A 24,988-nucleotide genomic window follows, 5' to 3' on the forward strand; every position below is an offset into this window, starting at 1 on the left:
GGCGGCCGACCCCGCCGGCACGCCGCCAGACCCCCCGCGCCCCGTCGAGGGGGCGGACAAGCCCTTCCTTCTGCCGACCTACTCGGGCGACTCGCCCAGCTTTCACGCCCCCGACAAGCCGCCCGCTTCCGGGCCGGCGCCCGATGCCCGCGACCTCTACGAACGCGCGCTGGCCTGCTGGCCGGTCCGCAGCCTGTTCCGGGGCGAGGTGACACTTGAGGGGCGGGTTCGCAACGAGCGCGGCCTCTACCTCGACGACAGCGGGGTTTCGTCCGGCACCAGTCGTGCCAGCGCCGCCCTGGTCGCCCGACTGCCCCTCTACTCCGCCATCGAGCTGGACCGCGAGCGGGAGCGCGAATGGTCGCGCCGGGTCCGGGTTGCCGAGTCCGCCGGTCAGTTCGTCTCGGTCCTGGCCGAGCGCGACAAGCTGCGCCGCCAGCTTGACCTGCTGCGCGCGCTCGAGCGCCGATCGCAGGAACGGGTCAAGGCCGGCGTCGCCGAAACCACCGAGCAGGTCGCCTTCATGGAAAAGGTCGCCAGCGCCGAGGGCGAGATCGTGCGCCTGTCCGGCCTGCTGCAGAAGGCCCGGATCGAGCTGTTGGGCAACTGCCACGAGCACCAGGCCGATGGACTCGACGCGCACATCAAGCAGCTGCTGGCCAGCGCGAGGGGCGGCTGATGCGCTGGATCTCCCACATCGCCATCGCCGGCAGCATCTGCGCCGTTTTCAACCCGGCGGCCGTGCCGGCCGCCGTGCTGGGCAGTACGGCGCCGGACTGGTTCGAGTTCGTCAAGCGGGCGGTGCAGCGCAATCGCCCGGTCAAGCACCGGGGCAGCACGCATTACCTGGTCGGCTGGGTCGCCGCCGCGCTGTTCGGCCTCCTGATCTGGGACTGGCGCGACCTGGTCTACTGGTTCTCGGTCGGCGGCGCGATTCACTGGTTCTGCGACGCATTGACCGTCTCCGGTGCCCCCGTGGGCTGGTGGTCGGACCGCCGCGTCACGCTGTTCGGCGGCAAGGTCCAGACCGGGCGCCCCTCCGAATACCTCATCACCTTTCTGGTCGTGCTGCTCTGCGCGATCCTGGTCTGGCAGCGGGAGTCGACCCCCGGCGGTTTCCTGCCTTTCTTCTACGACTGGTCAGGCCTGTACCGCTCCGGCCTGATCGATGGCTCTGAATGGAAAAGCAATCGTTTTAAACTGTTTTAATATTAAATTAGTTTTATTTTGATTTTTAAATGGGTGGTTGATGCCGAAAGATGAGGAAATTCGACAGCTGCTGGACGATCGAGGGCAAGCCAGGATACGGCCAGTTTTAGCTCATAAGCGTTTTGGCTATTAAGAATTCATTTTTTATGCCGGATTTTGCCGCGCGTGGCAGTCGGCGTTACTGAGAGCCTCCGGCAGTCGCTCTACCAGCCGCTCTCTTCATTGGCCTTCCGGGCCCCCCGGGCTCCGCTTCCTGCGCACGGGTTTGGGTGACGGCTGGAACTGCGCCATCAGCGCGCGAAGGGTATCCGCTTCCGCCTTGTGCTGCGACACGTCCCGAAGGGCCTGTTGCAGTGCTGCACTTTGCTCTTGGCCAATTCTGACGCTCTCGGCCGATGCGGCCTTGGCATTGTCCAGTTCCGACGCCATCCGAGAAGCTGCGGCACTCATGTCGATCAGCTTTGCCTGGTGGTTTCGTTCGGCCTCGGCCAACTTGGTGCGCATTTGTTCCAGCTGCTTTTCTGAATGGCTTCGTGCCGTGCGCTCCAGATCGATTTCGCGCAGGGCCCTGCGCTCCGCCTCAGTAGCCCGCTGGGCGGCATCGGCGATGGCCTGGCGCCCCTTGTCCAGCTCGGCGCTGAAGTGCTGACGGTTTTTGGCCTGCTCCAGCTTCAGTTCATCGATCTGGCGCTGCAGTGCGTCGGCCCGGGCAGTCGTTGCTGCGTGTGTGCGCCTCTCCCGCTCCAGCTCCGAGTCTAGACTTTGGGCGCGGGCCTCCAACTCGCCTATCCGGCCCGCAGCGGCCTGAATTTGGACTTCAAGCTGCGCGTTCAGCTGCAGCGCCTGCTCCAGGCTGGCCAAGGCGCCCTGTGCTTCGGCTCGCGCCTCTACGCGTACGGCAGCCAGCTCTGTTCGTGCCAGCTCGGTGGCTTGGCCCCACAACTCGCTGACCACCTGACCTGTGGCCTGCTTCAGGGTGTCTGGGAGGTCGGGGTGATCGATTTCCACGCGGGCCTTGCTTCGAAGGTCCTCCCAGAAATTGGCCAGGGCCTCGGCGGGAGCGCTCATGGACCCTTTGCGCACATGCTGGTAGAGCTTGCTCGCAGTGGGCGTGATGCCATATCGGAAAAACAGCAGCGCGCACACCTCGCGGTACAGCGTTTTGGTGTCGCTGAATCGTGCCCGCAGGGCCTCTACTTCGGTCTGGATCTCTGATTCTTCGCTCATCAATAAATAATACAACGTATAACGTATAAATTGATGAGCTTATTTCTAATCTCTAGACATAATTACTCTAATGTCCATAGAATTTGCCGCATGACTGATTTGGCTGTCCTAGCGTTGAATTCTGGTGGTCTGGTGCCCTTGGCTGGCATGGTGCTGCCCTCCCATTTGTCCGGGGAGCGCGGCCGAAATCGGGCCTCAGGGCTCCCCCAGGTGGCGGCCGACGACGACCGTGCGGCAGTTTTGGCCTGGCTTGAGCGGTACCAGGACTCGCCGGCGACGCTCTCCAGCTATCGCAAGGAGGCCGAGAGGCTGCTGCTTTGGTGCGTGCACCAGCACGGCAAGGCCATGTCCGATCTGACCCACGAGGACTTCCTGGCGTTCGAGCGTTTTCTCGCAGACCCCCAACCAGCCGGTCGATGGATCATGCAGGTCGCACAGAAGGCCCCCCGGGCGTCACCCCACTGGCGCCCGTTTGCAAAGCCCTTGGACCGGCAGAGCCAGCGCCAGGCGCTGTCCATACTCAACGGCCTTTTCAACTGGCTCGTCCAAGCTGGGTATCTGGCGGGCAATCCTCTTGCGCTCAGGCGCCGCAAATCCATAGCGCGGCCAGCCAAAACAAGCCGATTCCTACCCCATGAACACTGGGCGCAGGTGCGCGCGACCATCGAGGCGTTGCCCGCAAATACACCTCGCCTTGCCAAGCAGGCGGCCCGATACCGCTGGCTCTTTTCCCTGCTCTATATCGGTGGTCTACGCATCTCGGAGGTCTGCACCAACTCAATGGGAGATTTCTACTGGCGTCGAGGTGCGGATGGCCGTGAACGCTGGTGGCTGGATGTCTGTGGCAAGGGAGAAAAGACACGTCTCGTGCCGGCAACCGACGAGCTGGTGTCAGAGCTGATGCGCTACCGAAAGGCCAACGAACTCGCACCGCTGCCGCGCGAAGGGGAAAATCTGCCGCTGCTGATTCCCATCATCGGAGCCTCCCGCTCGATGTCGCGAAGCTCCGTGCATGAATTGGTCAAGGATGTGTTTCGCGAAACCGCAACCCGCCTTCGGGAGCTTGGACCGGAGCACGAGGGCGCGGCCTTGCATGTGGAACAAGCGTCTGCACACTGGCTCAGGCACACGGCAGGCACACACCAAAGCCACAGCATGGACCTCAAGGCCGTGCGAGACAACTTGGGGCATGCAAACATCTCCACGACCAGCATCTATTTGCACACAGAAGATGATGTGCGCCATGACCAGACCTCGAGTGCCCACAGAGTGGGATGGTCGGTGTCCTGAAGGATTAACAGGCATCGGCATCTGGCTGGCGGCTCGCCGCCTGCACCAGAGCAAGTTCGTCTGGCCGACACCAGGCGATGAGCAGTGGCAACTGGAGCCCGATCAGCTCCAGGCCCTGGTCCTGGGTCTGCCCTGGCAGCGCATGGGAAGCGCCGGCATCATCACCGTGGTCTGAAGCTGGCGTGCAATCCGTGGATCTGCGCATGACAGCGCAGTGCCACCGATCAAACTCTTCCTGCGAACGCCCTGCGCACCGCAACTGCCGCCGCCAATTGCGCGCCTTGCCCTTGCAACAGGCCGTCACGCGCCTTCAGGTAGCTGCGCCGCGTATCAAGTACCGTGTTGATATCCACCAACCCTGCGTTAAACAGTCGCTCGCTTTTGGATAGTGCTGCGGCGCCGGCAGTCTGCGTGCTCTCCAACGCTGAGACACCGTCGCTTGCCGCCGCAAGTTGGACCACTGCCGTCTCGGCGTCCGCAAGCGCACTGAGCATCGCCTTTTCATACGCAAGCATTGCTTCCTGAGCCTTGCCCTCGTGAATTTCGATGTTGGCGCGGATGCGGCCACCGTCAAAAATGGGCAGTGAAAGGGCCATGCCGTAACCAACGACTGTCGTTGGCGACGCGCTACCACTGCCAACACGCAAGCGTTCCTTGCCACCCGACCAATCGAGTGCGATACGCGGATACAGGTCGCGCTTGGCCACCCCCAGACGAGCGACGGCGGCTTCAACAGCGCGGGCAGGACCCCGAACATCAGGGCGCCGCTCTAACAGCTCTATCGGCAGCACTACGGCTGGCATCCCTGTAGCCGCGTTGTCAGTTGCGGGGAAAGTCAAGCCAACTGGGGGGTGTGGGGCGCCAAGCAGCACAGCCATTTGTCGCAGCCTTACTTCATGTGCCCCTTTCAGTTGAGCCGCGTTGGCTCGCTCCTGACCTAGCTCCGCCGTCAGCCTGTCGATGTCCAGTTTGCTGATCTGTCCCGCTTCAAAGCGTCGACGGGTGACATCGGTCAGACGCTCCAAAGTTGCGATGCCATAGTGCGCCACCGCTTGTCTTTGCGCGAGGGATCGAGCATCGAAGTAGGAGGTCATAACCTCAGCCGCAATAGCCACCCGCATTGCTTGCCGGGTCAGTTCCGCGCCCTCGGCATCTTTTTCGGCTGCAAGGCTGGCTAAGCCTTTGTCGCCGAAGATGTCCGGTTCCCAGCTCGCGCGAAGCCCGGCACGGGCCTGAGTGGTTTTCGGATCAGCACTCGAATCTCGGCCGCGTTGCAGGCCGGCCCCCAGACCCAACTGCGGATAGTGATCGGCCTGGACCGTGTCAACCAGGGCCCGGGCCTGCGCTACACGGGTTGCGGCGATACGCAGATCGGTGTTGGCAAGCAAGGCAGATTCGACCAGCGCATTCAGTTCTGTGTTCCCGAAGTCTTTCCACCAAGCGGTCGCGGCCAACGGTTTGCTGCCTGAGTCTCCTTTTGCCTCGAAGCTCCACGCCTCGGGAGTGACTGCAGGCATTGGTGGTGCGACCAATGGCGCATGCGAGCACCCTCCCAGTAGCGCCAGCGCAGCGATTGCAATCAGTGTTCTGTGTTTTTTGATGATGAAGGACATAGGACAGTTCAGGTGTTGACGTTGAATAGTTGAAACTGTACTATACGTGCAGTATAGTTTCAACCACTCAATCATCGATATGCCCAATTCATCCCAGCGCAGCAGCGGCAAGCAACGGCTCATTGAAGCCGCAGCCGAGATAGTTTCGACACAAGGTGTTCAGCAATTGACGCTGGAGGGCGTCGCGGCCGCCGCTGGCATCACCAAGGGCGGGCTGATCTACCACTTCAAAACCAAAGACGATTTGCTGGCAGCACTTGTGCAATCCATGATTGACGAGTGGGACCAACGCACCCGCGCCAAGGCATCTGAGAGCGGCAGCAACAGCAGCGCCATGTTGCTGGCTCTCATCAATGACACGTTCGATATGCAGCCGAGCGAAAAGCAGCTGATGCGCAATCTGCTGGCCGCCGCTTCAAGCTACCCCCATCTGTTGGGGCCTGTACGCGAGCTGTATGACCGCACCTACAGGGATTTCGCTGGATCGAGTGCGCAGACCGGCATTGCTCTGGTGATCACTGCAGCCATAGACGGTATCTCGCTGCTTGAGCTCCTGGACTTCCATCATTTCAGCGAGGACCAGCGCAAAGCCATGCGCAAGGCGCTTCAGACGCTGGCCAAAGATCTCACCTAACCCCTGCCCCTGTATCCACATGCAATCCTCGACCTATGCGACCGCAGCCCTCGCCTTGCTGGCTGCAATCATCACCGGCTGCTCCCGGACACCGCCTCCTTCCCAAGCAGCGCCTCGCCCCGTCAAGGTGGAGGTCATCGCCAGCGGTGAAGCGCGAACGGGAGAATCGTTCATCGGAACACTGCGCGCGCGCCAACGTGCCGAACTCGGCTTCGAGTCGGCTGGGCGCATCAGCGCCATCCTTGTCGATGTGGGAGACCGCGTACGTTCGGGGCAGGTGCTGGCCCGCCTCGACGAATCGCCCGCGCTGCGGCGCATTGAGAAGGCCCAGGCTGATCGCACTTCAGCTGTCGCGGCGCTGGCTGAGCGTACAACCCAACTGCGGCAGAACGAGTCGCTTGCCAAAGACCAGATCATTTCCGCTCCCACGCTGGAGTCCGTCCAAACCCAGTATCGCATCGCCCAAAGCCAGCTTCAGGCGGCTGAAGCCGCGTTGGCGCTGGCGCAACGGGAGCTGGCCTTGTCGCGTATTACCGCGCCGTTCGACGGCGTGATCGTGGCACGCAATGCCCAGCCCTACGCCGACATCAGTGCGGGTCTGCCTGTTTTCCAACTCGAAGCAGGTCGCTCCCTAGAGGTTGTCGCCATGCTCCCGGAGCGAGTGGCAGCGCGCATTGCGCCAGGGCAGTTTGCGCAGGCGACTGCCTCCCAAACCGATCAACCAGCCGAAGCAATGCAGCTGAAGCTGGACCGAATTTCCAGCCGCAATGAGAGCGGTTCGCTGGTGCAGGCAGTCTTTCGCTTTATCGAGACTGCGCCTGCTCTTCGCAGCGGCGCCATGGTTTCAGTCGAGCTACCCGCAATTGCAAGCAGAGGATTGTCGGTACCCGCTGCAGCATTGTTGCCAGGCGTCGATCCCGGCCAAGGCAGCGTCTTCGTGCTGGAAAACTCCAGACTGGTGGGACGCGCTGTGCAACTCGGCGATGGGTTGCTGCCCGATGGACGCATCCCCCTTAAATCCGGGTTGAGCGCTGGTGAACGGGTGGTAGTTGCAGGAGTCTCCTTCCTGAGCGATGGCCAGGCCGCTGTCGAGCACACGGCCACGACCCTGCTTCACGGAGCAAAGCCATGAAGATCACCGAATCGGCCTTGGGCTCAAGTCGACTCACGTTGTTCGTCGCGGTGCTGGTACTGGTCGCAGGCGTCTTTGCATTCCTGCGCTTTCCGTCCCAGGAGGAGCCGTCGACCACCATTCGCGACGCGATGATTTTTGTCTCCAACCCCGGGCTGCCAGTCGAGCGGATGGAGCAACTGGTTGCGCGACCACTTGAGCAGCGTTTGCGTGAGCTTCCAGAGCTAAAGCATGTGGTCAGCACGGTGCGTACCGGTACGGTCATTGTGCAAGTCACGATACAAGAGAGCTACCCCGACCTGGCGCCGATCTGGCAAAAAGTGAGGGCAAAGGTCGCTGAGGTATCACCTCAGTTCCCCAGCGGCACCTTCCCACCGGTCATCAACGATGATTTCGGCCGCGTGGCAGTGGCCTCGATTGCGGTGACCGCGCCAGGCTTCACCATGAGCGAGATGCGGGAGCCGCTCAAACGATTGCGTGATCGGCTCTATGAACTGCCCGGTGTGCAGAACATCAGCTTTCACGGACTGCAGGATGAGCGTGTCTACCTCGAGTTCGATCAGGCTCGCCTGGCCGGCCTTGGCCTGGCTGCACCGGCCTTGCTGCAGCAATTGCAGCAACAAAACGTCGTGCTGTCCGGTGGTCAGATGGTGATGAGTGGGATCAATAGCGCGCTGGTGGCATCGGGCGAAATTCGGTCGCTCCAAGCGCTGAGGGAATTCGTCCTCAGCGTGCCTGATCGCCATGGTCGCTCTGAGAACACGATTCGTCTGGGCGATATTGCGCAAATCAAGGTGCTGCCTGCCGACCCGCCAGATTCCGCCGCCGTCTATCAGGGTGCGCCGGCGGTGGTGCTTGGTGTGTCGATGCGCTCAGGCCAGAATATCCAAGCATTCGGACGCAGTCTGAAGGCGCGAGTCAGCGAGCTCCAGCAGCAACTACCCGCAGGCTTCACGCTCGACTACGTCACCTTCCAGGCCGACGTCGTGGAACGCGAAATGGGCAAGATGAACCAGGTGATGGGAGAGACCATCGTGATCGTGATGGCGGTGGTCGTGCTTTTCCTTGGCTGGCGCGCCGGCGTCATCGTTGGCAGCATCGTGCCGCTGACCATCCTGGGCACCTTGATCGCCATGCAGTTCCTGCACATCGAGCTACACAGCGTTTCGATGGCTGCGATCATCATCGCACTGGGCCTGCTGGTGGACAACGGTATCGTGATTGCCGAAGACATCGAACGCCGAATGGTGGCAGGTGAGGCGCGGCGCGAGGCCTGCATCCAGGCCGGCAAGTCGCTGGCGATCCCGTTGCTCACGTCCTCGCTAGTGATCATCTTTGCGTTTTCCCCCTTCTTCTTCGGCGACACCTCGATCAACGAGTATCTCCGCCCCCTGGTAGTGGTGCTGGCTCTCGCTTTGCTGGGTTCCTGGCTCTTGTGCCTGACGGTGACCCCGCTGCTGTGCTACTACTTTTTGAAAGTCTCACCTCACGCAACACACGAAGCCAATTCCGAGACCCGCTTCTACCGCATCTACCGCCGCGCCATCAACTTGGTCCTTGATCACAAGCTCGCATTCTTCGGCGCCATGGCCGTTCTCCTTACGCTTGCAATGTTGTTGCTATCGACGGTGCCTGCGGGATTCCTTCCGAAATCAGACCGCCCTCAATACCAGGTCTCCATCGAGCTGCAACCTGGTAGCGATTCACGCACCACGCTGGCCAAGGTTCAAGAGATCAGCCGCTGGCTGTCTGACAAGCAGGTCAATCCAGAGGTCACCACCAGCATCGGCTATGTCGCCGATGGCGGACCACGCATCATCCTGGGGCTGAATCCACCGCTTCCTGCCTCGCACATTGGTTACTTCACGGTGGGCGTAACCTCCAAGAACGAGCTCGACACCATGATTGCGCGCACGCGCGACTATCTATCGCAGACCTATCCTGAGGTCCGAGGCGAGGTGAAGCGGTTCTCCCTGGGGTCCAGTGATTCGGGCACGGTGGCGTACCGCATCTTCGGCCCTGACGAAACGGTGCTCAAGGGATTGGGTGAACAGATCAAGGGAGAACTGCGCAAGGTGGCAGGTGTCGTCGGTGTACGCGACGACTGGAACAACCGCGTTCCGCGTGTCGACGTGCAGATCGACCAGGCCAAAGCACGCCGACTCGGGGTGACCAGTGAAGACATCGCCAATTCGCTGGCAGCCCGGTTCTCTGGCGTTGATGTCTCCATGCTGCGCGATGGCGACACGCTCGTGCCTGTGGTGGTCCGTGGCACTGCGGCCCAGCGGCAGCAAACGCAAGACGTAGCCAATACGCTGGTGTATCCAGCAGGGGCCACGCCGGTGCCGCTGTCGGCCGTCGCTCGAGTGTCCATAGGCTCGGAGCCTTCGGTCATCCGGCGGCGAGATCTTTCTCGCACGCTGACGGTGGAGGGACGCAGCGAGACAGAAACCGCCCAGCAGGTTGTTGATCGATTGGCCCCGGTCATCGCCGGACTGAAAATGCCGCCAGGTTACAGCATTGAACTCGGAGCGGAAATCGAAGAGGCCGCAGAAGCCAATGCGGCGCTCAGTGAGTACCTTCCCCATGCGGGTATCGCCATGCTGATACTGTTCATCTGGCAGTTTGGATCTTTCCGAAAACTGATGCTGATACTGTCCATCATTCCGTTCACGCTGATCGGGGTGGCACCGGCGCTGAAGCTGGCTGGCGAGCCCTTGGGCTTCATGGCGAACTTTGGCCTGCTTTCGCTTGCCGGCATCATCGTCAACAACGCCGTCTTGCTGCTGGAACGCATCGAAGCCGAACTCCACGCAGGGCGCAGTTCGAGAGACGCCGTCATCACTTCGGCCGTTCAACGATTGCGGCCGATCGTGATGACCAAGCTGACCTGCGTGGCCGGCCTGGTGCCACTGCTGCTGTTTGGCGGCCCCCTCTGGTCGGGCATGGCAATCACCATCATCGGTGGCCTGGCGCTGGGCACCCTGGTCACGCTCGGGATGGTTCCCGCTTTATATGAGCTGCTGTTCGATAGCCGTTTATCGCGGTGGCTGGACCGAAAGTACGAGTCTCAAGCCACGCCGGCACCCATCTGAACGTCACTTGCTGCCTTTCAAAACTCGATGCGAAAGAACATGCCTGGTACCAGGGGCATTGCACATTATCACCAGACAAATTGCACCATGAACATTTACCTTTATCTCACCGCGGCCATCGTTCTCGAGGTCATTGCAACGTCCTTCCTGAAGGCATCTGAAGGGTTCACCAATCTCTGGCCAAGTCTGGCTACGGCGCTAGGTTATGCCGGATCCTTCTACTGTCTCTCATTGACGCTCAAGGTCATGCCGGTTGGCATCGTGTATGCACTGTGGTCCGGCGCTGGCATCGTGCTTACCGCCATTGTTGCCTGGATCGTTTTCAAACAGCGGCTTGATGCTGCAGCAATCGGTGGCATGGCCCTAATCGTTTCTGGAGTCATCGTGATCAACGTCTTTTCAAAAAGTAGTCCCCACTAAATTTGAAAGCCGCATACAGCCGAAGCATGGCGACAACTCAAGATTGCTTGGTCGGGCGGGATGCGACAGTTAGGCATCGGAATACCACACCACGACCGCACCTATCCATAACCCGGCCGCCAAGCAAACGAAAGGAAGAACTGGATGGACAAGATGGAAAGCCCAAATCACACGAAATGGGACTGTAAGTACCACCTTGTATTCATACCGAAATGTCGAAGAAAGACGCTGTACCTGAAGTTGCGAAAGCACTTCGGGGCGGTTTTAGGACATTGGCGCGTCAAAAGGAGAGCCAGACGGAAGAGAGGCATCTGATGCCGGACCATATGCACATGATTGTGGGGGGATTCGCCATGGCGAGCATTGAACGGACTGCGTACCCTCGATTTCCTCGAATACTGACGCTCAAAGACCTGCAAGCGTCGTTCACTCCGAAGCCCGAGGAGATTGAATGGGCGCAGCAACAGTCACGCACTGCGCAACGTCGCCTGGCATTGTTGGTGCTGCTCAAATGCTTTGAGTTCCTGCGCCACTTCCCCGCGATCGATGCGATTCCAGCCGAGGTTGTCGAGCATGTTTCAGCAACGCTGGGCATCACCCCGACTGACAAGATCGAATTTGCTTCGCTCGCCACGCTGTATCGCCACCACAAAGCGATTCGAGAACTGCTCGGTGTGAAGTCCTACACCGACGGGCAAACAAGAGCGCTGGCTATCCAGATAGCCCAACAGATAGCCAGTGTCGTGGAGACCCGCGTTGACATCATCAACATCACCGTTGAGGAGTTGGTGCGGCTGGGTTATGAGCTTCCGGTGTTCCGCACGCTCGACGAAATCTCTGAACAAGCCCACTCGGCCGCGGAGGCCGCATTGAACGAGCGAATCAACCAGCGCCTGAGTTCGGCCCAACGAACATGGCTTGACCGATTGCTGGAGTCGGAATTGCCGGCAAGGCGAACTCTGTACAACCAGATCAAGAAATCGGCAAAAAAAGCCTCACGCAAGCATCTCGATTTGCTGTTGGACCAGTTGACATGGCTTGAGTCCCTGCCTGACAGCGATGCGCTGCTCGATGGCGTTCCGGTTACCAAGCTCAACTACATGGCTGGCATGGCATCGGCGCTCGATGCGGGCGACATGAAGGACTTGTTGCCCGCCAAGCGCTACACATTGATCCTGGCATTGATCCGACAGATGCGAGTGAGGGCCCGCGACGATGTGGCTGAAATGTTCATTCGCCGCATCGGAGCCATCCACAAGACCGCAAGAGAGGAGCTGCAGGTGATCCAGGCGCGCCAACGCGAGCTGAGTGAAGAACTCGTCGCCACGCTGGAGCAGGTGCTGGAGATCCTCGCAGAAAACCTGGATGACGCCAGTACCGGGCAGCGCGTTCGAGATCTGCTCGCTCCGCACGGCAACCTGGATCAACTGACCATGGACTGTGAGGCCATCCGAGTGTGGAGCGGGGGAAACCACCTGCCACTGGTCTGGAAGGCCTTCAGCAGTTGGCGTGCGGCGATGTTCCGGATGGCGAAGGCGTTGCGCTTTGAGGCCGCTACTCAAGACCGCAGTCTGCTGGATGCCCTGCAGGTGGTGCTGGCCAATGAACATCGCAAGGTCGAGTGGATCGAGGATGACTTGGCGCTTGCGTTCGCCTCCGAACGTTGGCGCAAGCTGGTGCGTCGTTCGCATGGGCTGGGCCATCCGACGAACCGCCGCTACCTCGAAGTGTGTGTATTCAGCTACTTGTGTGGCGATCTTCGCTCTGGCGATGTGTGCATTGAAGGCTCGGAGTCATTTGCCGACTACCGCTTGCAACTGCTGCCCTGGAAGGAGTGCGAAGCGCAGTTGCCAACCTATTGTGACCGGATTGGAATACCCGCCACCGCAGGTGACTTCGTAGACGGACTCAAGCAATTGCTCACCGAGACGGCCAAAAAGATCGATGACGAGTTTCCGCAACATGCAGGAGACGTGATGATCGGAGTCAACGGCGAACCGACCCTGCGGCGTGTTGTTGCACGCGAAGTGCCGGCCTCTGCCATCGCACTGCACGCCGCCATCGAAAATCGCACAGCCCCTCGCAACCTGCTGGATGTTCTCGCCAACATCGAGCACTGGACAGGATTCACCCGCAACTTTGGGCCGCAGTCCGGCGACGATCCCAAACTTCGCAACGCACGCGAGCGCTACTTGCTCACCGTGTTCGCCATGGGCTGCAACCTGGGACCCAACCAGGCAGCGCGTCATCTGTCCAACGGTGTGACACCACATCAACTGTCCTATGCCAACCAGCGGCACATGAGCCTGGACCAGTTGGACAACGCCTGCCGGGATCTGACCGAACTTTATCTGCGGCTTGAGCTACCCAAGCTGTGGGGCGAAGGCAAAAAGGTCGCGGCAGATGGCACCCAGCACGACTTCTACGATCAGAACCTGCTGGTGGGCATGCATTTCCGGTATCGGCGCATGGGGGCTGTGGCCTACCGGCACGTCGCCGACAACTACATCGCGGTGTTTCGGCACTTCATACCACCTGGGGTACTGGAGGCGGTCTACGTCATCGAGGGCCTGATGAAGGCAGGCCTGAGCGTTCAGGCCGATACCGTGTACTCGGACACCCATGGCCAGTCGGAAACGGTGTTCGCCTTCACGCACCTGGCGGGTATCCAACTGATGCCGCGCATTCGGAACTGGAAGGATCTGCGCTTCTATCGCCCCGAAAAGGGGATGCGGTTCCGGCATATTGACCGCTTGTTCAGCGACGTCGTGGACTGGAAGCTCATCCGCGACCATTGGCGAGATCTGATGCAGGTATCGATATCGATTCAGGCTGGAAAAATAGCTTCACCGATGCTGTTGCGCAAGCTCAGCCAGGAAGGGCGTCACAACCGACTGTTTGCTGCGGCACGCGAACTTGGCCGCGTACTGCGCACGATCTACCTGCTGCGCTGGATTTCCAGCAAGGAAATGCGACAGGAGGTGAGCGCAACGACCAACAAGATCGAGTCGTACCATGCCTTCACGAAATGGCTGGACTTCGGCGGCGACGTGATCAATGAGAACGATCCGAACGAGCAGCAAAAGCGGGTGCGCTTCATCGACCTCGTTGCCTCATCGGTGATCCTGCAAAACACGGTGGACATGATGCGGGTGTTGCAGGAAATGTACGCAGATGGGGAGCCCGTTTCTGCGGCCGATGTTGAGTACCTGAGTCCGTACATGACCTCGGGTATCAAGCGGTTTGGCAACTATCACCTCGACCTGAAGCGGCCCCCGGAGCCCTGGGTCAAGGAATCACAGTTTCGTGAGGCGGCCAAGCGTGCACGAGCTGCGGCAGCTGCAGTGGCAGCGGAGGGGCAGCGAGCCGGCCAAAAAGGAGCAGGAGCATGAGCGATCCAGAAACCACCGTCCTCACGGCCTATGGTCGGCTGGACAGGGCGGCACTGACACAGCTACAGAGCACCTACGACACCTCAAAACTGCTGCACGCAGTCGAACAGCTAGACAGAGTTGTGGGCAACGCACGGGGCCAGGACGGTCTTCGGGACGTACTGCTGCGGCTCCACGGAATGGCGCACGCTGTGGTCAACGGGGCGGGTTTGTCAGGCTCTGCTGACGAAGAGAGCTTGCCTGAACTGGCGCTTGAAGTAACGTCAGAGATTCGTCAAACAATCGCTACGCTGCAAGGCTGGGTGAAGCTGATTGAACCGCTGGAAACACTACAGGCAACCCATTGAGTTTCGATTTGAAATAAGGGAGCCATTTGACATAACCAAAAGGCTTATGAGTCAAAACTGGCTTTATCCCGGCTTGCCCTCGATCCGTCCCTGAGCGACTGGTTCAAGCGTGCGCTCCTTTCCGCGCTGGACCGCGATCCGGTCGATGCCGCCAGCGACGCTGGTTTGTTGTCCGTTGTGCTGGATCACCGCGCCCAAGCTATCGCGGCGGCAGCGCTGGCTTCGTTGGCGATCCGCGATGCGCGCGATCGCTAGGGCGTCCGCGTACCGACGCGGTTTTTTTCACGGGGTGATATGAGTCATGTCAGGAGCGGGCGTATCGGTGATCGCTTCTGCAGCTTGGGGCCTCCTGACCTTCAGCCACGCATACAGCGTGTTCGGCGACACATCCAGCAGCTTGGCGATCGCCCGCTTGTCGATCTTTTTCGCCAGGTAGTCGTCGATCTTGTCGGCGTACTGGTCCAGCCGCAGCTTCCTGGCCGATCCGGCTGGCCGCCCCAGCTTGACCCCTTCGGCCTTGCGCTTGGCCAGCGCCTCCTTGGTACGTGCGGAGATGAAGTCGCGCTCGATCTCGGCCACCAGGCCCAGCACCGTCGCCACGATCTTCGACTGCATCGAGTCGTCGAACACGATCCCGTTCTTCGCCACATGCAGCGTCACGCCGCGCTCCAGGCATTCGCGTCCGATCTCCAGCACCTGCAGCGTCGAGCGCGCCAGGCGCGAGACCTCTGCCACCACGATCACGTCGCCCGCCGTCGCTCGCGTGATGAGCTGGCCCAGCGGGCGCGCGCGCCAGTCGGTGCGACCGCTCGCCGTGTCCTCGATGAAGACCGGGGCCAACAGCTTCTTCTCGGTGCAATAGCGCACCACGCCGTGGCGCTGGTTGGCCACGTCTTGGGCATCGGTGGACACTCGCAGATAAGCAAAGACATGGCTCATGATGTCCTGATTCTGGTGGTGTCCTGAAACAGGTGCAACAGGAAGTGGCCTCTCTTCCTGTTCGCTTCGGTCGCCCGTTACAGTCCTGTAGCCCAGCCTGGCTCAGATGTCCAGCTTCGGCAGCCCCTTGACGATCTTCACCGTCTCCACGCTCACAGTCACCACCCGCAGCAGCAGCTCCAGCGGATATCGCGGATTCCCCATGGTTTCCACCGCCCAGTCATTCGCGTCGTTGACGATGCCGCTGTCCTTGTCGACCTTGAAGCACTGGCGCTCCATCACCCAGTCGATGGCTGACTTGCCGTTGACCACGTACTCATAAGCCTCCAGCGGGATGCCACTCACCGTGATCAGCGCGTTGTAGTGGACGGTGCTCAGGTCCTTGTCCTTGCCCTGCTTGCCGTACTTCATCTTCTCCACGCGGTACTGCGCCGGGATCAGTTTGCCCGTGTCTCCGGTCACAGTGGCCGGGTACGGTTCCACCGTTTCATAGTTCAGGTGCAGGTCGGCCAACTGACGGCCAGCCTGGCTGAAGGCCCAGAAGTCGGCGGCGGTTTTCACGCAAGGGATACGCGGCAGCTCCTTGCTCAGGTTGTCAGCGTAGCGCTCGCGGTAGTCGGGCGAGTGCAGCAGGCCGTACACGTAATAGAACAGGTCTTCCTTGCCGATCGTCTCACTGGGGTAGGCAGCCTTGAAATGCGCCAGGCCCTCGTCGGTGATGGCATCGCGGCGCTGGTATTGTGGCGCGGTCGGTTTTGTGACAGCATCTTCAAATAGGTTTTTGTTTTCGTCCACAAACAAACCAGGCTGCTGCTTGCGCACATCGGGGTATTCCAAATTATTGTCTTTGCCATTATTTGAAGCAACCTCATATACCCAAAGCGGAAAACACTGCGATCCTGCTATTGCATGAAGGTTTGGAATTACATTAGTAATCAAAGCAGAGAAGCCTTTGCTCTCCCCCAAACCAGTGACGCAAATTACCAGGTTATCGCTTTTTGCTGTCGGGTAGATGCTTGGCATCAAGTATCGGTTTTCATTGAAAAATCCGTCGTAGTAGTGCCAGGTTTTCTCGAAGGGTCGGTATAACCCAACTCCGGAATTTTCTTTTGAAAAATTTCCTTTGGTCCCTTTTTCATGTCGTCCTCGCAGCACCCATGACCAACTGATTTTCGTGGAGTGATTCAGGGTGGAGCTGTGTTTTCCCTCGTCAATGCTTTGGTTATAGTAGTCAATCATGGACTCCATGTTGGCCAGAACACCAGATTTAGAAGAGTTATAGACCCAAGCGTCACGGTTTGTCTTTACTCCACTTGAGTACGTCTCAAATATTGTCTGTGCGACCTTGTCTTTCTTGTCTCCCATGCTGATAAATCTCTTCACGCTGTCGTCGCGCTGGTTTACCCAGTCACCATAAATGTCGGGTGTTATTTTGCTCCAGCGGTCAGCATGGGTAATGCCGGCGACACTGCCGAAATCCTGAACAATTTTTAGTTTCGTTTTTTGGTCTAAGTAATCGCCGATGTCGTGAAAAAAGATTTTTCCTGTCTCTTTTGATTCAGGATTCTTGACGAGAATGTTGATAGAAATTGGCGACCGACTGCCCATGCCGAACACATTGTCTTTTTCCTTGCGGCGCTGTTCTCCGGATGTGCGCGCGTTGCCCCGCAGGTGTAAAACATAAATGCTACTGAATTCTTCTGCCAGAACCTTACGGAAACCATCTGCCGCCTTGCCGTCAATGAAGCCGGCATCAGATATAAAGGCGATTAGTCCGGAATCTCCGATTCGATCGCTAGCCCAACGGTAAGCACGTATTGAGCTGTTGTACAGGCTGCGTGGGTTACCAGTAGAATTGGCTGCGTATGTTTTCTGTATGCGATTGTCTAGCCCTGTGTACTTGACATTTGCGGCATCATCGTTGTCGTCTTTTTGCCCTCCGGAATACGGCGGGTTGCCAAAGATCACCCGGATCGGCAGCTGCTTTTGCCTCTTGCGCCGCGCACTGTTGTCCACCAGCAGCGCGTCCACCAGGTCTTCCTTCTCGTACATCTGGAAGGTGTCGGTCAGGCAGATGCCCTCGAACGGCACGTATTTGCCTCCCACCAGGCTGTGATATACCGCCTCGATGTTGATGGCCGCGATGTAGTACGCCAGCAGCACCAGTTCGTTGGCGTGGATCTCGTGCCGGTACTTGTGTGGCAGCTTGTCCAGCGGGATCAGTCCGCTTTGCAGCAGCCGGGTCACGAAGGTGCCTGTTCCGGTGAAGGGGTCGATGATGTGGACGCCCTCGTCCCCCAACGTGACCCCGAACTCGCTGTGCAGCAGGTCATTGACGCTGTGGATGATGAAGTCCACCACCTCCACCGGGGTGTAGACGATGCCCAGCCGCTCCGTCATCTTCGGGAAGGCGTTGCGGAAGAACTTGTCGTACAGCTCCACCACGATCTTTTGCTTGCCGGTGGCGTTGTCGATGCCCTCAGCCCGCAGCTTCACGCTCTCGTAGAAGGCCTGCAGCGTGTCAGCTTCCTTGTCCAGCCGGTGTTCCTGCAGCACGTCCAGCACGCCCTGCATCGCCCGGCTCATCGGGTTGTGCTCGGCAAAGCTGTAGTCGGCAAACAGCGCATCGAACACCGGCTTGGTGATCAGGTGCTGGGCCAGCATCTCGATGATCTCGCCGTCGCTGATGCTGCCGTTCAGGTCGTCGCGCAGCTCACTTGCGAAGTGCTCGAACGCCTCGCGCTCCTTCACGTGCGCCGGGTCTTCCAGCAGTGCCTGGATGCGGTCGATGTGCGTGCGCGCGATCTTGGCGATGTCGTTGGCCCAGTCTTCCCAGTGGTGCCGGTTGCCCACCTTCTGCACCAGCTTGGCGTAGATGGCCTTCTCGATCTCGCCAATCTCGAACTCCAGGCCCTCCTGGCTCTCCGTCGGAATGCGCTTGTCCTCGGCATTGCCAATCGTGCGACGGCCCCGACCGGCATTCTTGTTCGGGATCTTCTTCTCGCCTGTGGTCCCTGTGGTGGACTTGGTCGCCTTCTTCTGGATCTTGTCGGTGATGGCGATGACTTCCATCTTGCTGGTGTCCCGGCCAATCAGGTCCAGCTTGTTCACCATCGCATCAAAGCGGTCATCGTGCGAGCGCAGTGCCTGCAGCACCTGCCACACCACCTTGTAAGTCTGGTTGTCGTTGAGCGCTTCGTGCGCCTCCATGCCGGCCGGGATCACGACCGGCAGCACCACATAGCCGCGCTGCTTGCCGGGCGCGTTGCGCATCACGCGGCCCACCGACTGCACCACGTCGACCTGGGAGTTGCGCGGGGTCAGGAACAGCACAGCATCCAGCGCCGGAACGTCCACCCCTTCCGACAGGCAGCGCACGTTGCTCAGGATGCGGCAGGTGTCCGCCGGCGGCTCCGCCTTGAGCCAGCTCAGCTTGGCTTCCTTCTCGCTCGCGTTCATGCTGCCGTCCACATGCGCGGCTTCGCAAGCCAGCTGCGCGGCCGTCTCGTCTTCCTCGCTGGCCTGGTAGGCCTCGACCACCGCCTGGAACATGTTGGCGATGTTCTTCGAGCTGACCTTGTGGGTCTTGGCCCCCTTGCTGACCTCGATCACCTGGCAGAAGGCGACGGCCCGCTTCATCGCTGCGCGGTCCCCGTTCAACTCCTCTTCCAGGCCCTGCTTGGCCAAGGCCTTCCAGCAACCCACGATCTTGGCCGCGTCATCCATCTTGAGGTCGTTGTCCGGGCTCGCCAGCAACTGTTGCAGTCGCCGGTTGACGTGGCTCTCCTCCACCGCCAGCACAATGACCTTGTAGTCCACCAGCAGCCCGCGCTTGACCGCTTCCGAGAACGTGATCACGAACAGCTCGGGCCCGTACAGCGCCTCGTCATCCATCGAGCACAGCGCCACGTTGTCCTTCTCGGCACTGGCCTTGGCCGTGTCGCCATAGATGCGCGGCGTCGCCGTCATGTACAGCCGCTTGACCGCCTGCAGGAAGCCAGCGTCGTGAACCTTCACGAAGTTGCTTTCGTCCTCGTCACCGAAGGTCGCGCCCGTGGTGCGGTGCGCCTCGTCGCAGACCACCAGGTCAAACGGCGGCAAGCCGTGTTCCTTCTGGGCGCGGCTGATCACGTCGATCGAGTGGTAGGTACTGAACACCACACTCATGTGCTCGGCGTCGTGTCGCTTGCTCATTTCAGCCGCCAGCCGCGCCGGCTCCGTCGTGGCCGGGTAGCGCAGCTCATGCGTGAAGGTCTGGACCATGTCGTCCTCCTTCTGGCGCTTCTTGCCCACGTCGCTGTCAGAGCAGACGGCAAAGCTGTGCAGCGGGATCTCGCTTTCCTGGGTCCACTCCGTCAGCGTTTGCGACAGCAGCGACAGGCTCGGCACCAGGAACAGCACCCGCTTGCCCGCCCCCGCCTGTGCCTCGGCGATCTTGAGGCTGGTGAAGGTCTTGCCGGTACCGCAGGCCATGATCAGCTTGCCCCGGTTCACGCGCTGGAAGCCCTGCAGCGCCGCCGCCAGCGCGTTTTTCTGGTGTTCGCGCAGCTGCTTCTTCGGCTTGATCACCGGCGCCGCCACCTTCGGCTGGTACTGCGCCCAGTCGATCTGGCTGTTCTCCAGGTCATTGAGGTCAATCTTGCTGACCGGGGGCTGCTGGTCGCGCAGTGCCTCCTCGGCGTGCTCGCTCCAGTGCAGGCAGGTGCTGACGATGATCCGGTGCGTGAACGGCTTCTTGCCCGACGCCGTGAAGAAACTGTCGATGTCCTTCTTCTGCAGCTTGTAGTCCGTCGCGTACAGCTTGCACTGGATCGCGTGGTACTCGCCGGTGCCCGCTGTCTTCGCCACCAGGTCAATCCCCGCATCCCGCTTGTCCAGCCCCTGCAACTCGGCCCAGTCGCCATAGGTCCACACGTCGCTGTACAGGTCCCGGTAGGTGGCCTCGTTGCGCAGGTAGCAGACGATCAGCTCCTCGAAGTAAGTCCCCTTCTCGCGCTCGGAGGCAGCAGCTTGGCGGTAGGTGTCGAGCAGGGTGGTCAGTGCGGTCATTTTCGGAGGATCAGTCTTAGTTAGGTGTTATTGTGACACTTATTTTTTGATATCAAAAAACATTTAATTTAATATTAAAAAAGTAATTTTTTCTGTTTTTTTTCACAAAATGTATAATCAGCGCATCTGAAGACGATTTGCTGGCCTATAGACCTGTGGCCAAGCATCCAGAGCAGAGAGTGGGGTCTTTCGGCGTCAGCCACCACTCGAGCGGGGTGTCCTTCATGGACACAGGATTCCAGTCCTTGCGGCTGGATACTGCGGGCGCCGCTCTGAATGAAAAAGCCACCTCTCCGGTGGCTTTTTCATTGGCCTCTCGGCATCGGCCTGTACCTGCCGATCCGCATGCCATCCAGGCCTTGCGGGTGGCTGTAGAGCGTCACGACCGACCAGTAACCCCCGTCCGATTGCCGCTCATACCGCAGCACGCACAGCGCATCCGGCGCCAGTCGCAGGCTGATCTTGAATTTCGTGTCCGCTTCCGTCGTGTACAGGCTGCCATGCTGGTTCAGCTTGTGATGCACCAGCGCCGCCACGCTCATCTTCTGGCGCCTGACCCACACGCCATGCTTGTGCCCGATATGCCGCTCGCCCCAGGACAGGTTCCCCACATGGAGTCGGATCGGCAACGGCTCAGGCGCCCATTCGAGCAGCCCTCCCGGAAACACCGCGAAGTCGGGCGAGCCATCGACCAGCCACCAGTCATTCCAGTGCGAGCCCGTGCAGTCGAAATCAGCCATGCGTGACTTCTTCCGCCTCCACCGCCCGCGTCAACGCCAGCTTCATGAACCCCGCGCGCGTCAGCGACAGCTTGCGCGCCATCTCATCGACCCTGGTCAGCAGCTCCGGCGGCAGCGCCAGGCTGACCTGCCGCTGCCGGCCCTGCATCACCCCGGAGCTAGCCGGCAGCTCGGCCAACTGATCGCCCGCATCCGGTGCCCCCTGGATGAAATCCTCGGCCGTCCTGACCGTGGCACCTACCCCGCTGGGTCGCTTGACAATAGCCATTTAATCTATCCTTAACTTCTTATTAATATTAAATTGATTTGAAAACAGACCGCACCAGGGCCGTGATCTCGTCGCAGGCCTTGGGGTCGCGCGGGCTCATTTCCAGCACGCTCAGGCCCTGGCCGGCGGCATTGGCAATGCCCTTGCGCCGCCGGATCGGCGTCGCCAGGTACTCCAGCTGCGGGAATTCCGCCAGCGCTTCGACGGCCTCTTGATTGTCCTGGCCTGCCGGATCGGCGCCGTTGAGCACCGCCACCGCATGCAGCCCGTCGCGCACCGCGCGCGCTTCGTCGATCAAGCTGCAGATGTCCGCCAGCGCCCACACGTCGAGCGAGCGTGGCGCGAACGGCACCACCAGCACATCGGACAGCACCAGCGCCGCGCGCAGCGCCGTCGAATCGCGCCCGCCGGCATCGATCACGATGTCCTGGAACTTCGGCCCCACCTGCTGCACCTGCGCCCGTAGCGTCGAGCCATCCGCGTACTGCGCGCAGGCGATCGCCGGGAGTCGTCCCGACTCCGCCCGGATCGTGATCGCCGTCTGCGCCGTGCCCTGCCGGTCTCCGTCGATCAGCCAGACATCGCGGCCCGAGAGCGCGCGCGCAATCGCCAAATTCAGTGCTAGCGTCGTCTTGCCGACGCCGCCCTTGGTGTTGCCTACGGTGACTATCATGGTTTTTTGAGTGTATTTCAATATTTTAAAGATATTAAAACACATTAAACCTTGCCGCTACCAGTCCCGACGCGCGACCGTTAACGCACGACACACACCTCAGGCGTCCCGATTGGTTCGGCCGGCTTGCCTTGGCGCTCGATGTAGGAACGCTGGACCAGTTGGCAGACACTGGTGAAGAAGGTTCTCGAGAACCGTTCTCACATAGCGACCTGTACACCTTTCAGCAGGTCCAGCCCCGTCGCCCGCACGAACCCGGGATAGTCCATCGGCTGCTCGATCCGAGCATCCGCCGTATTCGGCAGCACATGCGCCCAGGCCCGTCCCGTCGCCTGGTCATAGACCAGCTTGAAGAGCCGTGTCGGTACCCAGACCTTGTTCCGTCCGATCGTCTCATGACCAGGATCGAACAGCGGCCCGGTGAACACGAACACATCGCCCGCCGCCCGCCGGGCGTACTTGCGCGTGTCCGCCTCGACCTTGCTCCACACCCTGCGGTTGTGGGTGGGGTCCTGCGGCACCATGTTCGAGAGCGCGAACGTCTGTGCCATCGCGTTCGGTGTTGGGGCATTCCCCGCCGCCGACATATGCCCCCGGTCGAACCCCGAGCCCTTGTAATCGTCGAGATAGGCCCGCTCGGACGCGGGAAGGCGCGGGTCAGGGAAAAACTGGTTCGTCCGCACTTCGCCCGCGTCGTCAACCTGCTGGCGGTTCAGGCGCTCGACCACGACCAGCGGCGTCTTGCTCTTGCCCGAGTACAGCACCGCGAAACTGTCCGAACACAGACCGCGGGGCATCCAGTCCGCACTGACGAGCGTCAGCGGTATAGGCCGTCCCCCGGGGAACAGCTCCTTGCAGCCGTCGAAGGCCGAACTGCGCTGCGCTGGCGCGTAGAGGTTAATGGGCCCCTGGCCCGTGACGATCATGCCGGCCGTCGCTGGCGTGATGGTGATGGCGCTGGCCAAGCACAGCGCAAGGCGGCAGATCGTGGCTTTCATGGTGACTTCCCTTCCGATGGAATTGCCAGTATGTCATCTGGTCCGTTCTCCGTGCGACTTCTGGGGGGCCCTTCAACATTCGGAAAAAATCTTAGGCTAGCAGACGTTGCTTTCCTATGCTTTGGGTTCACAAGCTATGCTGGGCCGCCTAGGCTACCAGTCGTTTGGGTTACATTAATTAAATTCCGTTCTTTTATCTTTACTCATAAAACTGTAGCTGGCATGAATAATGACTCCACTCCCGCATCAGAAGACGAATGGATAACTGCGCTCGGCGCAGTGGTTGTTTTGTCTCTGCTCTCCCTAATCGTAATAACGTCCCTCGGTGGTTGGCCATGGGTTGCTAAATTCCTTGAATCGAGTGCTCCTGCATGGATTCAGGCGATTGGTTCCGTAGCAGCGATATTTTCAGCAATCCTCATTGTCCATCGACAACATAAACTCGAACTGGACCGAATCCGAAGTGCTGAAAATTTAGAACAACAACGGCGTGCTCGCGCGCTGAGAGTTGTTTTTTTCTCTGCGGCACGGACGTGCGAAGATATTGCTCGACGTATTGGAAAACAGGATCAAACGTGGAGCTTATTGTCTGAGGATCTTGATGAAGTACGAACACGAATGCTATCAATTGACCCAATGCTGCTTCCCGGAGGTGGCCTGTTGCTCCTCGTCGAAGAGTGCACCATGCGTCTTCGAACATCGGCCAAGATGGTAAAAGAACTCGAAACGCCTCGCTCAGTAAAGATTCAAGAAATTGTCAGAATGTCAGTCATGGCTACAGCACGTGAGTGCTGGCTTGGCTTGTATGAGGCGACAGGTCTCGAAGTAAAGCTGAGCAATGGGGAGGGCAATGATTTAAAACCATATGCTTTTGATGATTTCGAAGAGAGCAGGAAGAGGTTGGACGAAATTCGAGCAGAGTTTATAAAAGGTGATAATTCAATTAAAGATACCTAATCCGATTGAGCCTAGAAATCTTTGAGTATGTCTATTTTTCCGGAAAATTCTTCCATAGAGCACACCACTGATTCACCAAATCCTCAGTAGTGAGGCTGCTGTCGGCTTAGGGTCGGATATCGCGCACCTTAGCGATTGCTTCCGAATTCTGCGGCGCCCCCTCCTGTAAACCTACTCTTTCCAACTCTGCGTGCCCGTCCGCTCCGCTCGCCGTTAGAGCCCGACCCACGCGGCCACGGGCTGGAGCCCGTCGCCGCTTTCGGCGCGCGTGAGTCCGGAGCTTCGCCACGCCGTCGCCGCTGCGCAGACCGGCCCTGCGGGCCCGTCCGCTTCGCTCGCTGGCGAGACTGACCCACGCGGCCACGGGCTGGAGCCCGTCGCCGCTTCCGGCGCTCGAGCCGCCCGAGCTCCGCCACCCCGCCGCCGCTGCGCGAACCGGCCCTGCAGGCCCGTCCGCTTCGCTCGCTGGCCTTGTCCAGCACGGCCAGCGCGTGGTCGCGGTCCTCCCCGGTCGCTGCGCGCCCTGGACCGCGCCCGGCGCTGGCCTTCCGGCGCGCCCGTGCCCCGGCTGAAGTCAGCGCGCGTGGCTTCGCCTGGCGCGAAAACCCGAAAGCGGCCTCGTGCGTGGCCGGTCGGCACTCGCCCGCGCCTGGGTCGCTGCCCGTCCTGGCCCTGGCCGCCGGGACCCGGCCAGTCGCGCGCGTTGCGCGCTTGGTGGCCGACCCCCGGCGACGGCGGGCCGTCCGGACAGCGGCCAGCGCGGGAACGGCCCGCGCGTGGTCGCGGCCCCTTCCCGGGCGCTGCGCGCCCTGGGGCCGCGCCCGGCGCGGGCCTTTCGGTGTGCCGTCGCCCTGGGTTCAGTCAGTGCGCCCGGCTGCGCCGGTCGCAAAAACTCCAGTCAGCGGCCTGCGGCCGATGGCTGTTCAGGGCCCCCGCCCGCCCTCCCGCCGCCCCCCAAGGGGGCGCCCCGCGCCCAGGCTGCGCCTGGGCGTGACAACACCCGGC

19 protein-coding genes and 1 pseudogene are annotated in these 24,988 nt (G+C 60.4%); 12 read left to right on the forward strand and 8 right to left on the reverse strand.

Annotation, left to right across the window (positions count from 1 at the left end):
- Both C6P64_RS18275 and C6P64_RS16140 read left to right on the forward strand, forming a co-directional pair.
- Positions 1-679: hypothetical protein (locus tag C6P64_RS18275; protein ID WP_105749566.1), on the forward strand; the 679-nt coding region annotated here is incomplete at its 5' end.
- Positions 679-1,209, forward strand: coding sequence for a metal-dependent hydrolase (locus C6P64_RS16140; RefSeq protein WP_105749567.1), 531 nt, complete (start codon positions 679-681; stop codon positions 1,207-1,209). The genes C6P64_RS18275 and C6P64_RS16140, both read left to right, overlap by 1 nt.
- Before the next feature lie 219 nt (positions 1,210-1,428).
- Here the strand turns inward: C6P64_RS16140 and C6P64_RS16145 are convergent, their stop codons facing one another.
- Entirely contained in the window at positions 1,429-2,436 is a 1,008-nt protein-coding gene (locus tag C6P64_RS16145) for a DNA-binding protein (RefSeq protein WP_105749568.1), read from the reverse strand.
- A gap of 90 nt (positions 2,437-2,526) precedes the next feature.
- Here C6P64_RS16145 and C6P64_RS16150 point away from each other — a divergent pair, with 90 nt between their 5' ends.
- The gene (locus tag C6P64_RS16150) at positions 2,527-3,726 is read left to right on the forward strand and encodes a tyrosine-type recombinase/integrase (protein WP_245911765.1); all 1,200 of its coding nucleotides are present in this window, start codon (positions 2,527-2,529) and stop codon (positions 3,724-3,726) included.
- Positions 3,680-3,901 carry an IS66 family insertion sequence element accessory protein TnpB gene (gene tnpB / locus C6P64_RS18805; RefSeq protein WP_170073130.1) on the forward strand — a complete coding sequence of 74 codons (222 nt, stop codon included), beginning with the start codon at positions 3,680-3,682 and terminating at the stop codon, positions 3,899-3,901. The genes C6P64_RS16150 and tnpB overlap by 47 nt, the downstream gene beginning before the upstream one ends.
- Positions 3,902-3,950: 49 nt before the next feature.
- Here the strand turns inward: tnpB and C6P64_RS16160 are convergent, their stop codons facing one another.
- Positions 3,951-5,339 carry an efflux transporter outer membrane subunit gene (locus C6P64_RS16160; protein ID WP_170073131.1) on the reverse strand — a complete coding sequence of 463 codons (1,389 nt, stop codon included), beginning with the start codon at positions 5,337-5,339 and terminating at the stop codon, positions 3,951-3,953.
- A gap of 79 nt (positions 5,340-5,418) precedes the next feature.
- Here C6P64_RS16160 and C6P64_RS16165 point away from each other — a divergent pair, with 79 nt between their 5' ends.
- The 7 genes and pseudogenes from C6P64_RS16165 to tnpC all read left to right on the forward strand — a co-directional run bounded on the left by C6P64_RS16165 (position 5,419) and on the right by tnpC (position 14,359).
- Positions 5,419-5,973 carry a TetR/AcrR family transcriptional regulator gene (locus tag C6P64_RS16165; protein WP_105749572.1) on the forward strand — a complete coding sequence of 185 codons (555 nt, stop codon included), beginning with the start codon at positions 5,419-5,421 and terminating at the stop codon, positions 5,971-5,973.
- Positions 5,974-5,992: 19 nt separating this feature from the next.
- The gene (locus C6P64_RS16170) at positions 5,993-7,105 is read left to right on the forward strand and encodes an efflux RND transporter periplasmic adaptor subunit (protein ID WP_105749573.1); all 1,113 of its coding nucleotides are present in this window, start codon (positions 5,993-5,995) and stop codon (positions 7,103-7,105) included.
- On the forward strand, positions 7,102-10,200 hold the full coding sequence (locus tag C6P64_RS16175; protein ID WP_105749574.1) for an efflux RND transporter permease subunit: 3,099 nt from the start codon (positions 7,102-7,104) through the stop codon (positions 10,198-10,200). The genes C6P64_RS16170 and C6P64_RS16175 overlap by 4 nt, the downstream gene beginning before the upstream one ends.
- A gap of 87 nt (positions 10,201-10,287) precedes the next feature.
- A complete protein-coding gene (locus C6P64_RS16180) occupies positions 10,288-10,620 on the forward strand; it encodes an SMR family transporter (RefSeq protein WP_105749575.1) in 333 nt (110 codons plus the stop codon).
- 144 nt (positions 10,621-10,764) lie between these two features.
- Positions 10,765-10,873, forward strand: a pseudogene (locus tag C6P64_RS18810) (IS200/IS605 family transposase); the annotation flags it as partial.
- A 100-nt stretch (positions 10,874-10,973) separates the two neighbouring features.
- Positions 10,974-14,012 carry a Tn3 family transposase gene (locus C6P64_RS16190; RefSeq protein WP_105749584.1) on the forward strand — a complete coding sequence of 1,013 codons (3,039 nt, stop codon included), beginning with the start codon at positions 10,974-10,976 and terminating at the stop codon, positions 14,010-14,012.
- Positions 14,009-14,359 carry a Tn3 family transposase post-transcriptional regulator TnpC gene (tnpC, locus tag C6P64_RS16195; RefSeq protein ID WP_105749576.1) on the forward strand — a complete coding sequence of 117 codons (351 nt, stop codon included), beginning with the start codon at positions 14,009-14,011 and terminating at the stop codon, positions 14,357-14,359. The genes C6P64_RS16190 and tnpC overlap by 4 nt, the downstream gene beginning before the upstream one ends.
- 282 nt (positions 14,360-14,641) lie before the next feature.
- Here tnpC and C6P64_RS16205 read toward each other — a convergent pair whose 3' ends face one another.
- The 6 genes from C6P64_RS16205 to C6P64_RS16230 all read right to left on the reverse strand — a co-directional run bounded on the left by C6P64_RS16205 (position 14,642) and on the right by C6P64_RS16230 (position 23,026).
- Positions 14,642-15,298, reverse strand: coding sequence for a recombinase family protein (locus tag C6P64_RS16205; RefSeq protein ID WP_105749578.1), 657 nt, complete (start codon positions 15,296-15,298; stop codon positions 14,642-14,644).
- A 102-nt stretch (positions 15,299-15,400) separates the two neighbouring features.
- Positions 15,401-20,347 carry a DEAD/DEAH box helicase gene (locus C6P64_RS16210; protein WP_105749579.1) on the reverse strand — a complete coding sequence of 1,649 codons (4,947 nt, stop codon included), beginning with the start codon at positions 20,345-20,347 and terminating at the stop codon, positions 15,401-15,403.
- Positions 20,348-20,652: 305 nt separating this feature from the next.
- Entirely contained in the window at positions 20,653-21,087 is a 435-nt protein-coding gene (locus C6P64_RS16215) for a hypothetical protein (protein ID WP_105749580.1), read from the reverse strand.
- Positions 21,080-21,355 (reverse strand): ribbon-helix-helix domain-containing protein, encoded by a 276-nt coding sequence (locus C6P64_RS16220; protein ID WP_105749581.1) that lies wholly within the window; start codon positions 21,353-21,355, stop codon positions 21,080-21,082. Before C6P64_RS16220 ends, C6P64_RS16215 begins: the two co-directional genes overlap by 8 nt.
- Before the next feature lie 28 nt (positions 21,356-21,383).
- Positions 21,384-22,028 carry a nucleotide-binding protein gene (locus C6P64_RS16225; protein WP_105749582.1) on the reverse strand — a complete coding sequence of 215 codons (645 nt, stop codon included), beginning with the start codon at positions 22,026-22,028 and terminating at the stop codon, positions 21,384-21,386.
- A 200-nt stretch (positions 22,029-22,228) separates the two neighbouring features.
- A complete protein-coding gene (locus C6P64_RS16230) occupies positions 22,229-23,026 on the reverse strand; it encodes a DNA/RNA non-specific endonuclease (protein ID WP_105749583.1) in 798 nt (265 codons plus the stop codon).
- A 222-nt stretch (positions 23,027-23,248) separates the two neighbouring features.
- On the opposite strand from C6P64_RS16230, the gene C6P64_RS18025 reads away from it, so the two are divergent.
- The gene (locus C6P64_RS18025) at positions 23,249-23,983 is read left to right on the forward strand and encodes a hypothetical protein (protein ID WP_146115953.1); all 735 of its coding nucleotides are present in this window, start codon (positions 23,249-23,251) and stop codon (positions 23,981-23,983) included.
- The last annotated feature ends 1,005 nt before the right edge of the window (positions 23,984-24,988 follow it).

It is taken from the genome of Malikia granosa, from assembly GCF_002980595.1.
Classification (GTDB): Bacteria; Pseudomonadota; Gammaproteobacteria; order Burkholderiales; family Burkholderiaceae_C; genus Malikia; species Malikia granosa.